This is a genomic window from Variovorax sp. GW823-FHT04F07 (genome assembly GCF_058795995.1).
In genome coordinates, this window is record NZ_JBXAIG010000006.1 from 115,097 (window position 1) to 127,103 (window position 12,007).

General features: G+C 70.0%; 9 protein-coding genes and 1 pseudogene. 8 read left to right on the forward strand and 2 right to left on the reverse strand.

All coding sequences use genetic code 11. The features are described from left to right. Positions 1-13 precede the first annotated feature (13 nt). The 3 genes from AC1RAA_RS24740 to AC1RAA_RS24750 are packed head-to-tail and all read left to right on the forward strand — an operon-like array spanning position 14 to position 1,342. Entirely contained in the window at positions 14-532 is a 519-nt protein-coding gene (locus tag AC1RAA_RS24740) for a cupredoxin domain-containing protein (protein ID WP_492727973.1), read from the forward strand. Positions 533-553: 21 nt separating this feature from the next. After that, positions 554-1,003, forward strand: coding sequence for a DUF411 domain-containing protein (locus tag AC1RAA_RS24745; RefSeq protein WP_492680591.1), 450 nt, complete (start codon positions 554-556; stop codon positions 1,001-1,003). Between the two features lie 48 nt (positions 1,004-1,051). Continuing rightward, positions 1,052-1,342: a copper-binding protein gene (locus AC1RAA_RS24750; RefSeq protein WP_492727974.1), complete on the forward strand. Its 291-nt coding sequence runs from the start codon at positions 1,052-1,054 to the stop codon at positions 1,340-1,342. Between the two features lie 3 nt (positions 1,343-1,345). Here the strand turns inward: AC1RAA_RS24750 and AC1RAA_RS24755 are convergent, their stop codons facing one another. Next, on the reverse strand, positions 1,346-2,647 hold the full coding sequence (locus tag AC1RAA_RS24755; protein WP_492727976.1) for an NAD(P)/FAD-dependent oxidoreductase: 1,302 nt from the start codon (positions 2,645-2,647) through the stop codon (positions 1,346-1,348). Between the two features lie 40 nt (positions 2,648-2,687). Between AC1RAA_RS24755 and AC1RAA_RS24760 the strand changes: the two genes are divergently transcribed. The 3 genes and pseudogenes from AC1RAA_RS24760 to pabB all read left to right on the forward strand — a co-directional run bounded on the left by AC1RAA_RS24760 (position 2,688) and on the right by pabB (position 6,905). Continuing rightward, entirely contained in the window at positions 2,688-3,716 is a 1,029-nt protein-coding gene (locus AC1RAA_RS24760; protein ID WP_492727978.1) for a P1 family peptidase, read from the forward strand. Positions 3,717-3,743: 27 nt separating this feature from the next. Continuing rightward, positions 3,744-5,126 carry a TAXI family TRAP transporter solute-binding subunit gene (locus tag AC1RAA_RS24765; protein ID WP_159270859.1) on the forward strand — a complete coding sequence of 461 codons (1,383 nt, stop codon included), beginning with the start codon at positions 3,744-3,746 and terminating at the stop codon, positions 5,124-5,126. A 22-nt stretch (positions 5,127-5,148) separates the two neighbouring features. Continuing rightward, positions 5,149-6,905 (forward strand): annotated as a pseudogene (gene pabB / locus AC1RAA_RS24770) (aminodeoxychorismate synthase component I). Positions 6,906-7,067: 162 nt separating this feature from the next. On the opposite strand, the gene ettA reads toward pabB, so the two are convergent. Further along, positions 7,068-8,729, reverse strand: coding sequence for an energy-dependent translational throttle protein EttA (gene ettA, locus AC1RAA_RS24775; RefSeq protein ID WP_062475998.1), 1,662 nt, complete (start codon positions 8,727-8,729; stop codon positions 7,068-7,070). Between the two features lie 294 nt (positions 8,730-9,023). Here ettA and AC1RAA_RS24780 point away from each other — a divergent pair, with 294 nt between their 5' ends. Continuing rightward, a complete protein-coding gene (locus tag AC1RAA_RS24780) occupies positions 9,024-10,832 on the forward strand; it encodes a DEAD/DEAH box helicase (protein WP_492727980.1) in 1,809 nt (602 codons plus the stop codon). A 114-nt stretch (positions 10,833-10,946) separates the two neighbouring features. Further along, on the forward strand, positions 10,947-11,999 hold the full coding sequence (locus AC1RAA_RS24785; protein ID WP_492727983.1) for an endonuclease/exonuclease/phosphatase family protein: 1,053 nt from the start codon (positions 10,947-10,949) through the stop codon (positions 11,997-11,999). The last annotated feature ends 8 nt before the right edge of the window (positions 12,000-12,007 follow it).

Genomic DNA, 12,007 nt, shown 5'->3' on the forward strand with positions numbered 1-12,007 from the left:
TGAGATTCCCTTCATGAACACCCGTTTCTCCACCCTCGTCGCCGGCCTTGCGCTCGCAGCCGTCACCCCCTTCGCCACGGCCCACGAAAGCCACGCACCCAAGGCCGGCACCGCCGCCGCATCGCTCGCACCCGAGCAGAAAGCCTGGGGCATCGCCGGCAAGGCCAGCGCCGTGAAGCGCACCATCGACATCGCGATGGCCGACGACATGACGTTCACGCCCTCGGTCCTGGAGGTGCGCGAAGGCGACACCATCCGCCTGCGGCTGAAGAACCGCGGCAAGGACCTGCACGAGCTCGTGCTTGGCACCACCGCCGTCATCGAGGACCATGCCGCCATGATGAAGAAGCACCCCGGCATGGAGCACGACGAGCCCTGGATGGCGCATGTGCAGCCGGGCAAGACCGGCGAACTGATCTGGACCTTCAACCGCGCCGGCGACTTCGACTTCGCCTGCCTCGTGAAGGACCACTACGAACTCGGCATGGCCGGCCGCGTGCGCGTGCGGGCCGCTGCCGCGCCCGCACGATGACCCACTGAAAGGAACCCCACCATGCAACGACGAACCCTCCTGAAACTCGCCGCCGCCACCGCGTCCCTGCCGCTCGCCGCGCAGGCCGCCGCGCCGATGGTCGAGATCTGGAAAGACCCGAACTGCGGCTGCTGCCAGGACTGGGTCAAGCACCTCAACAAGAACGGCTTTGCCACGCGCGTGCACGACGAGGGCAACGGCCCGGCGCGCGAGCGGCTCGGCATTCCGGCCAAGCTGGGTTCGTGCCACACCGGCCGCGTCGGCGGCTACGCCATCGAAGGCCACGTGCCGGCGCGCGAGATGCAGCGCCTGCTGAAGGAAAAGCCCAAGGCCATCGGCCTGGCCGTGCCCGGCATGCCCATCGGCTCGCCCGGCATGGACGGCCCGGCCTACGGCGACCAGCGCGACGCCTACGACGTGCTGCTGGTGCTGGCCGACGGCAGCACGCGCGTCTTCCAGAGCTACCGCTGACCCCTTCTTCACCCTTCATCCCATCCAAACCAGGAAGGAACCCCGACCATGAAAACAGTCCTCACCGCCCTCTCCACCCTCGTGCTCGCTGCCGCGGCGTTCGCGCAGGCCGCACTGCCCCAGGTCGACGGCGAAGTCCGCAAGGTCGACACCGACGCCAAGAAGATCACCCTGCGTCACGGCGACATCCCGAACCTCGAGATGACCGGCATGACCATGGTGTTCCGCGTGAGCGACCCGGCGCTGCTCGCCAAGGTGAAGGCCGGCGACAAGGTGAAGTTCACCGTCGACAAGGTCGACGGCGCACTCACCGTGCTGTCGATCACGCCGGCGAACTGAACCTCAGGACCTGAAGCGCCCCGGATCGAAGGGCGCCAGCGGTATCTCCGGCGCAACGCCCGCCAGCAGCTGCGCCGCCAGCCGCCCGGTTCGCGCCGAGCCGCACAGGCCGACGTGGCCATGCCCGAAGGCCAGCACGATGTCGCCGCTGGCCGCCGACGGGCCGATGCACGGCAGTCCGTCGGGCAGGCTCGGGCGGTGTCCGAGCCAGTGCGCCACCGAAGGCGCACCGGGCGCGGGCGGTGCCAGCGACGGAAACATCGACTGCAGATGCGCGTGCAGGATCTCGGCGCGGCGCCAGTCGGGCGCCGCTTCGAGGCCCGCGATCTCCACCTGGCCGGCCGCGCGCAGGCCGCCGTCCATCCAGTGCGCGATGAGTTTGCCGTCGGCCACCATGGTCGGCGTGCGCGGGCCGGCCGTGGCGGCTTCGAGCACCACGTGGTAGCCGCGCTCGGACTCCAGCGGCACCGCCGAGCCTGCCGCCGCGGCCAGCGGGCCCGAGCGCGCACCGGCGCAGATGGCGGCGCCGTCGCAGGCGATCTCGCCGGCCTCCGTGCGCACGGCGCGCAGCCGGCCGCCCTCGATGCGAAAGCCGGTGGCCCGCGCGGCGACGCGTTCGGCGCCCGCGTCGAGCGCATGTTGGGCGAGGGCCGCCACGTAGGCGCCCGGATTGCGGCAGTGGCCGGCTTCGGGCACGAAGATGCCGAGCGTGTAGCGCGCGGCCAGATCGGGCTCGCGGCGGCGCAGTTCGTCCGCCGGCCATTCTTCCCACTGGACACCGGCGCGCCGGCGCACGCGCCAGCCCAGCGCATCGCCGTCGAACTCGGCGCGCGAACGGTAGGCATGCAGCAGCCCGCGCCGTTCGATGAGCTGCGGCACGCCGGCCTCGGCGGCCAGTTGCGCATGCAGCGCGGGCGCATCGGCCAGCAGCGTGCGCAATGCGTCGGCGGTGCGCTGCACGCGCGCCTCGGTCCAGCCCGAGGCCAGGTAGCGCAACAGCCACGGCAGCGCGCGCGGCAGGTGGCGCCAGCGCAACGCCAGCGGCCCGAGCGGGTCGGCCAGCCAGCCCGGCACCTTGCGCCAGGCTCCCGGCAGCGCGGGCGGCACCACGGAGTGCGACGACAGCCAGCCGGCGTTGCCGTAGCTCGTGGCCTGCGGGCCACCCGGCTCGCCGGGCTCCACCAGCGTCACGCGCAGGCCCGCGCGCAGGGCCTCGATGGCGGTGGCGCAGCCCACCGCGCCCGCGCCGATCACCACCACGTGGCGGCTGCCGCCCTCGGGGGAGAAACTTCTTGCAACTGTCATTGTGGGGATCGTAAAGGTCGCGGTCCCATAATCGGCCGCCATGTCCGCTGCGTCTTCTTCCCCCTCTTCTCGCGCCGGTGCCATCACCGACGTCGCCGGCATCGAAGTCGGCCATTTCTCCGACACCCGCCGCCCCACCGGCTGCACCGTGATCATTGCGCGCGACGGCGCCGTGGCCGGTGTCGATGTGCGCGGCGCCGCGCCCGGCACGCGCGAGACCGACCTGCTCTCGCCCGGCAACCTCGTGCAGGAAGTGCATGCCGTCATGCTCGCGGGCGGCAGCGCCTGGGGCCTGGCCGCCGCCGAAGGCGCGATGCGCTGGCTCGAAGAACGCGGCGTCGGCATGGACGTGCGCTTCGGCACCCTGCCCATCGTGCCGGCCGCCGTGCTGTTCGACCTGCCGATGGGCGACGCGCGCATCCGCCCCGACGCGGCCGCGGGCTACGCCGCCTGCGAAGCCGCCTCGACCGACGCGCCCGCCGAGGGCAACGTGGGCGCGGGCACCGGCGCGCTGGTGGGCAAGCTGTTCGGCGTGCACCGCGCGATGAAGGGCGGCATCGGCACCGCCTCGGTCACCGTGGGCGGCGTCACGGTCGGCGCACTCATCGCGGTCAATTCGCTGGGCGACGTGATCGATCCCGACACCGCCCTGCCCGTGGCCGGCGCGCGCACCGAGGACGGCAGCGCCCTGCTCGACACGCGCCGCGCGCTGCTGCGCGGCGAGCTGCCCAAGCCGCTGCTGGCGGGCACCAACACCACCATCGGCGTGATCGCCACCGACGCGGTGCTGACCAAGGTGCAGGCCAACCGGCTCGCCATGGTGGCGCACGACGGCCTGGCGCGCGCCATCAACCCGGTGCACACCATGAGCGACGGCGATACGCTGTTCGCACTGGCCACCGGCCGCGTGCCGCTGGAAGGCGATGCGCCCGGCATGACCGTGCTGAGCACCATGGCCGCCGAAGCCACCGCGATCGCCACCGTGCGCGCCGTGCGCGCCGCGCGCGCGGTGACCGTGGGCGAGCTGCACATTCCCTGCGCCGCCGACCTGGCCGCACCGCGCGGCTGACCCGCGCACTGCACGACGAGGCACCCCATGGCGTTTCCCCGCACCCTGAAGCTGATCCTGCTGTCGATCCGCGACCTGATCGCCTCGGCCGGCCCGATCGTGTTCATCGTCATCGGCCTGCTGATTGCGGCCTACTGGTGGCTGCAGCCGCAACCGCCCAAGCACGTGACGCTGGCCACCGGCCCCACGGGCAGCGCCTACGCGCAGTTCGGCAAGCGCTACGCGGACGCCCTGAAGCACAGCGGCATCACCGTCGAGCTCAAGGCCACCTCGGGCTCGACCGAGAACCTGCAACTGCTGCGCACCGGCGGCGCCGACGTGGCCTTCGTGCGCGGCGGCAGCGCCGACCCGGTGGCCGACGAAGAGGCCGGCCTGCGCTCGCTGGGCGCGCTGTTCTTCGAGCCCATCTGGCTCTTCTACCGCACCGACACCGCCCAGAAGATCGACCGCAAGACCGGCACGCTGACCTCGCTCACGCAGCTGCGCGGCCTGCGCGTGAACGTCGACCTGCCGGGCAGCGGGCTGCCCGAGATCATGGAGCGGCTGCTCAAGGCCAACCGGCTCGGGCCCGACGACCTGCTGCTGTCGAACCTCGAGCAGGCCGCCGCGGCCGAGGCGCTGCAGGCCGGGCTGCTCGATGCCATCGTGCTGTTCTCGGCGCCGCAGTCGCCGCAGGTGCAGCGGCTGCTGCGCGCCGGCGACATCCAGCTCATGGACTTCGGCCAGGCCGAGGCCTACACGCGGCGCTTTCCGTTCCTCTCGGCCGTGTCGCTGCCGCGCGGCGTGGTCGACCTCTCGAAAGACCTGCCGCTGCACGACGTGTCGCTGCTGGCCGCCACCACCTCGCTGCTGTCGCGCGACGAGACCCACCCGGCCCTGCGCCAGCTGTTCGCGCAGGCCGCGCAGACCGTGCACAGCGACGCCGGCTGGTTCAACCGCGCGCGCGACTTCCCCAACACGCGCACCAGCGAACTGCCCGTGAGCCCCGAGGGCGACCGCGCGATCAACGGCACGCCGCCCTTCTGGCAGCGCTACCTGCCGTTCTGGGCCAGCAACCTGGTCGAGCGCATGTGGCTCGTGCTGGGCGGCGTGCTGGTGCTGATGCTGCCGCTGAGCCGCGTGATCCCGCCGCTGTACCAGTTCCGCGTGCGCCGCCGCGTGTTCCGCTGGTACGCGCGGCTGCGCGACATCGAGGCCAAGGTGGACGGGCGCCAGAGCCAGGCCGAGCGCGACAAGCTGCTGGAAGAACTCGACGACCTCGACCGCGTGGTCAACAAGGTGGCCGTGCCGCTGTCGTACGCCGACGAGCTCTATGCGCTGCGCAACAACATCTATGCGGTGCGCAAGCGGGCACTCGCGGGCTCGGCAGGCGCAACAGCCGCCGCCGCGCCGGTCCGCGCGGCCACCTGACAAGGGACCGGGCGCGCGCTTGCTGTCCACGCTGATCGATTTCGCCGACCCGCGCACCGACGGGGCGACCCGGCTGCGCGCCGCTTTCGGTGCGCCCGTGCGCGTGCTCGTCGCTCATGCGCCGCACGAGGTGCGCCCCGTGCTGGAGGCCGTCGAGGCGCTGGCCCGCGAAGGCCGCTGGTGCGTCGGCCACCTGCGCTACGAGGCCGCTGCGGCGTTCGATCCGGCGTTCGAGGTGCATGCGCCCGACGGGCCACTGGCCTGGTTCGGCGTGCACGACGCAGCATTGCCGTGGCCCGACGCGCCGGCGCCCGCCGTGGCGCCCGTCGCGTGGTCGGCCGACCTGTCGCGCGAAGCCTTCGACCGCAACATGCAGGCGATCCACCGCGCCATCGCAGACGGAGTGCTCTACCAGCTCAACTACACGGCGCCGCTGCGCGCCACTTTCGACGGCGACGCGCAGGCCTGGTTCCATGCGCTGCGGCAGGCGCAGCCCAACGGCTACGGCGCCTTCATCGACACCGGCGACGAGCAGGTGCTGTCGGTGTCGCCCGAGCTGTTCTTCGACCGCGACGGCGACCGCATCCTCGTGCGCCCCATGAAGGGCACCGCCCCGCGCGGCGCCACGCCCGCCGAAGACGCGGCCCACGCGCTGCGGCTGCGCACCGTGCCCAAGGAGCGCGCCGAGAACGTGATGATCGTGGACCTGATCCGCAACGACCTCTCGCGCGTGGCCCAGCCCTTCTCGGTGCGCGTGCCGCGCCTCTTCCACACCGAGGCGCTGCCCACCGTGTGGCAGATGACCTCCGACGTGGAAGCCCGGCTGCGCGAAGGCACGACGCTGGCCGACCTGTTCGCGGCGCTGTTCCCCTGCGGTTCCATCACCGGCGCGCCGAAGGTGAGCGCCATGCGCATGATCCGCGCGCTGGAGCCCGACGCGCGCGGCGTGTACTGCGGCGCCGTGGGCGTGGTTCGGCCCGGCGGGCACGCGACCTTCAACGTGCCGATCCGCACCGTCACGCTGCGCGACGGCGCCGCGCGCTGCGGCATCGGCAGCGGCATCACGGCCGACGCGCAGGCGGATGCGGAGTGGGACGAGTGGCGGCACAAGCGGGCCTTTCTCGGCGCGGCGGTATCTTCGCAACCATGACGTCCTTCGAGCTGCTCGAAACCCTGGCGCTGACCGATGGTGCGCTGCGTGATGCGCCCGCGCACCTGGCCCGCATGCATCGTGCAGCTGCGCACTTCGGCTATCCGTGGCACGAAGCGCGCGTGGCGGCCTGCCTCGACCGGCTGCTCGCCGCGCATGCCGCAGGCACATGGCGCGTGCGCCTGCTGCTCGACGCGCAAGGACAACCGCGCGCCGAAGCCTTCGCCATGGACGCTGCGCCACCGCGCGTGCGCCTGCAGCTGGCCGCGCGCGCTTTCGACGAGGCCGACAGCGAGTTCTCGCGCTTCAAGACCACGCGCCGTGCGCACTACGAGGCCTTTGCGCCGACCGCGCCCGGCGTGTTCGACACCCTGCTGTGGAACCGCGACGGCGAGATCACCGAATGCACGCGCGGCAACATCGCGCTGCGGCTCGACGGCCGCTGGGTCACGCCGCCACTGCATTGCGGGCTGCTCGACGGCATCGGGCGCGCGCGCCGCCTGCGCGACGGCCAACTGGCCGAAGCAGTCGTGCGCGTGGACGACCTGCCGCGCGTCGAAGCGTTCGCCTTCGTCAACAGCCTGCGCGGCTGGCTCGACGCGGACCTCGTCGGCCACGACGCCCCCTGAACGACAAAGCGCGCGGCCCCTTGCGGAACCGCGCGCTCTTGGAACGACGCTAGGACTTCTTCACCAGAAACACCGAGGAACCGGCTTTGCCGGGCCTCAGGTGTTGCCCCCGGTAGGGGGTTGGCGTAGCGACACGAAGTGCGCGAAGCCTGGGGGCGAGCCTTATTTCAAGGCCTTGTAGCGCATGCGCTTCGGCTTGGCGCCTTCTTCGCCCAGGCGCTTCTTCTTGTCGGCTTCGTACTCCTGGTAGTTGCCGTCGAAGAAGGTCCACTGGCTGTCGCCTTCGGCCGCGAGGATGTGCGTGGCGATGCGGTCGAGGAACCAGCGGTCGTGGCTGATGACCATCACGGTGCCGGCGAACTCGAGCAGCGCGTCTTCCAGGGCGCGCAGGGTTTCCACGTCCAGGTCGTTCGACGGTTCGTCCAGCAGCAGCACGTTGCCGCCCGCGATCAGCGTCTTGGCCAGGTGCAGTCGGCCGCGTTCACCGCCCGACAGCGTGCCGACCTTCTTCTGCTGGTCGGCACCATTGAAGTTGAAGCGGCCCGCGTACGCGCGGCTGGCCATCTGGAACTTGCCGACGTTGATGATGTCCAGGCCGTTGGAGATGTCTTCCCACACGGTCTTGTCGGACGCCAGCTCGTCGCGGTGCTGGTCGACGAAGGCCATCTTCACGGTCTGGCCGATGACGACCTCGCCCGTGTCCGGCTTTTCCTTGCCCGCGAGCAGCTTGAACAGCGTCGACTTGCCGGCGCCGTTCGGGCCGATGATGCCGACGATCGCGCCCGGCGGCACGGTGAAGCTCAGGTTGTCGATCAGCATGCGGTCGCCGAAGGACTTGCTGACGCCGTGGAACTCGAACACCTGCTGGCCCAGCCGCTCCGCCACAGGAATGAAGATTTCCTGCGTTTCGTTGCGCTTCTGGTATTCCATGTCGCTCAGCTCTTCGAAGCGGGCCAGGCGCGACTTGCTCTTGGCCTGGCGTGCCTTCGGGTTCTGGCGCGACCACTCGAGTTCCTTCTTCAGGGCCTTGGCGTGGGCTTCTTCGCTCTTTTGCTCCTGCGCCAGGCGTTCGCCCTTCTGCTCAAGCCAGGTGCTGTAGTTGCCCTTCCAGGGAATGCCGCGACCGCGGTCCATTTCCAGGATCCACTCGGCGGCGTTGTCCAGGAAGTAGCGATCGTGGGTGATGGCCACCACGGTGCCCGTGAAACGCTGCAGGAACACTTCGAGCCACTCGACCGATTCGGCGTCCAGGTGGTTGGTCGGTTCGTCGAGCAGCAGCATGTCGGGCTTGGACAGCAGCAGGCGGCACAGCGCCACGCGGCGCTTTTCACCGCCCGACAGCAGGCCGATCTTGGCGTCCCACGGCGGCAGGCGCAGCGCGTCGGCGGCAATTTCGAGCTGGTGCTCGGAATCGGTGCCGGCGGTGGCGATGATGGCTTCGAGCTGGGCCTGTTCGGCCGCCAGCGCGTCGAAGTCGGCGTCTTCGGCACCGTAGGCGATGTAGACCTCTTCGAGGCGCGCCTTGGCCGCGAACACCGCGCCCATGGACTCCTCGACCGATTCGCGCACCGTGTGCTCGGCGTTGAGCTTGGGTTCCTGCTCCAGGTAGCCGATCGTCATTCCCGGCATGGGCAGGGCCTCGCCCTCGAATTCCTTGTCCACACCCGCCATGATCTTGAGCAGCGTGGACTTGCCCGAGCCGTTCAGGCCGAGCACGCCGATCTTGGCGCCGGGGAAGAAAGAGAGCGAAATGTCCTTCAAGAGCTGCCGCTTGGGCGGCACGGTCTTGCTGACGCGGTTCATCGAATAGACGTATTGAGCCATCTGTGAATGATTACCTTGGGTAGCTTGGGATTTGCGTAAAAGCACGGTCGTCCGGACAGTGATCCGAGCGCGGCGAACCCATGATTATCGACTCATGCGACAATAGTCCTCGTTGCCGGGTCCAGTTGCCCGCAAACCGGCTCTCTGCCGGGGACGAAGAAAACCCCAAATCACCGCGGGTCTTCCGGCTCCCACCCCTGACCTTCATCTGCCTTGACTGGCTCGGCGTCACCCCAAAACGACGCCTGGCGGGCCGATGCCACTGCGCCGTGTATGGCGCTTGTTGTTTCCACAATGAATTTTGACGAACTGAAGCTGGCTCCCGCCATCTTGAAGGCTGTGCACGAGCACGGCTACGACACCCCCACCCCCATCCAGGCGCAAGCCATTCCCGTGGTCCTCGACGGCCACGACCTGCTGGGCGGCGCCCAGACCGGCACCGGCAAGACCGCGGCCTTCACCCTGCCGATGCTGCACAAGCTCACCATGAGCCGCAGCGCCACCAACAAGTTCGGCGGCATCGGCATCCGTGCCCTCGTGCTGACCCCCACGCGCGAACTCGCGGCCCAGGTCGAAGAGTCGGTGCGCACCTACGGCAAGTACCTGCAGCTCGACTCCACCGTGATCTTCGGCGGCGTGGGCATGAACCCGCAGATCAGCAAGCTCAAGAAGGGCGTCGACATCCTCGTGGCCACCCCCGGCCGCCTGCTCGACCTGCAGCAGCAGGGCATGCTCGATCTGAGCCAGGTCCAGATGCTGATCCTGGACGAAGCCGACCGCATGCTGGACATGGGCTTCATCCACGACGTGAAGAAGATCCTGGCCCTGGTGCCCAAGGAAAAGCAGAGCCTGCTGTTCTCGGCCACCTTCAGCGACGAGATCCGCGACCTCGCCGGCTCGCTGCTCAAGAACCCGCAGAGCATCCAGGTCACGCCGCGCAACACCACGGTGCAGCGCATCACGCAGGTGATCCACCCCGTGGGCCGCGGCAAGAAGAAGGCGCTGCTCGCGCACATCATCAACGAGAACAAGTGGAGCCAGGTGCTCGTGTTCACGCGCACCAAGTTCGGCGCCAACAGCGTGGCCGAGTTCCTCACCAAGAACGGCATCGAGGCGATGGCGCTGCACGGCAACAAGAGCCAGAGCGCCCGCACGCAGGCGCTGGCCGGCTTCAAGAGCGGCGACATCCGCGCCCTGGTGGCCACCGACATCGCAGCCCGCGGCATCGACATCGACGAGCTGCCGCACGTCGTGAACTACGAGATCCCGAACGTCAGCGAAGACTACGTGCACCGCATCGGCCGCACCGGCCGCGCCGGTTCGAGCGGCGAGGCCGTGAGCTTCGTGTGCCTGGACGAAGAAGGCTTCATGCAGGAAATCGAACGCTTCACGAAGCAGACGATCCCGGTGCAGAAGGTCGAGGGCTTCGGTCCTGAAGAAGGCGAACGCGCCGAGCCGATCGCCATGGGTCGCCAGACGATCTGGGGCGGCGCCGGCCGTCCGCCGAGCCGCGAAGTCATGCAGGCAGCCGCCAAGGCCGCACGCACCGAAATGATGTCGCGCATCCGCGAGAACAAGGCCGGCCAGGGTGGCGGCAACGGCGGTGGTGGCGGCGGCAATGGCGGCGGTCAGCGCCGCGGTGGCGGCCAGGGCGGCGGCCAAGGCCGCAATGCCAACGGTGGTGGCCAAGGCCTGGGCCAGGGCCCGCGCGGCCAGGGCGCAGCCCGTCCGGCACAGGGCCGCGGCCCGCAGCAAGGCCAGCCGCGCGCACCGCAGCAGCCGCATCACCACGCACCGCACGAAGAGCGCCAACCGCGCCATCACGGCAACAGCCACAGCCCGACGCAGGCCAACCAGGTCGCGCACCTGCGCGCTGAAGCCGTTGCAGGCGGCGGCGCCGGCCAGCCGGACCCGTTGCGCACGAGCGTGGACCACATGGGTGGTCGCGGTCGCGGCGGCCGACCGGGCGGCGGTGGCGGCTACGGCGGCAACCGTTCGGGTGGCGGTGGCCGCTCGGGTGGTGGTGGTGGTGGTGGTGGTGGCTACGGCGGTGGCGGTGGTGGCCGCTCCGGTGGCGGCGGCGGTCGTTCGTTCGGTCGCTGAAACGCACACACGCGTCGATTCCACAAAGGGCACTTCGGTGCCCTTTTTCGTTTCTGCCGGTGCGGCCGGCGCAGCAGGGTCGTTTGCACCGTCTCAGGACACAATGTGCGGGCCATGCCCTCCTACATCCCGCCCAACTACGCCACGCTCTTCGTCGCCACCTGCAACCTGCTCAACCTCGCGAACCCCAACCGCGTGTACTACGAGAACCAGGACGCCTACAGCGAGCGCGAATACGAACGCAAGATCGACTGGATCGGCGAGCGCATCCACGCGCTCAATGCCGACGTGCTCGCGGTGCAGGAGGTGTGGGACGAGGCCGCGCTGAAGGCCGCCATCGGCCGCAGCGGGCTGCGCTACGACTTCGTCTCGGTGCCGGGCGCCGAGAACTCGCCGCCGCCCGGCAGCCCGCCGGGCACGCCCGGGCGGCCGGGCGCACAGGGCACGCCGCGCGTCGGCATCGTCACGCGGCTGCAGGTGGACAGCGTGCAGTCCTTCGTCGACTTCCCCTCGGGCTTCGGTGTCGAGGTGCCGGGCATCGGCCCGCACACGCGCTTCGAGCGCCCGCCCCTGCTGGTCACCGTGCGCATGAAGCACGGCCAGCAGGTGCATGTGCTGACGGTGCACCTGAAGTCCAAGCGCCCCAAGTTCCTGCAGGACGCGCAAGGCAACCACCTGGAAGACCGCGACGACCGCAAGATCGGCGCCATGGCCTCGCTGCGCTCGCTGCTGATGCGCGGCGCCGAGGCCGCGGCCCTGCGCTGCATCGTGATCGACCTGCTGCAGGGCACCAACGTGCCGCTGGTGGTGATGGGCGACTTCAACGACAACCCGCACAGCGTGACCACGCAGCTGGTGGCCGCCACCTCCGAGGTGGCCTACGACAAGGCCGCGCGCGACGTGGCGCTGTTCAACGCCTACGAGATGCAGGGCGAGTCGGCGCTGAAGAAGGACGTGGCCTATTCGCACATCCACCAGGGCTTTCCGGATGTGCTCGACCAGATCCTGGTGAGCGAGGAGTTCGTCGCCAGCAGCCGCCACAGCCTGGGCGACGTGCGCCGCGTCGACTACTTCAACGACCACCTGCACGAAGGGCGCGACCGCTCGCGCTCGGACCACGGCTTCGTGCGCGCCCTGCTGCGGCTGCGCACCGACGACAACCGCTGACGAACGGC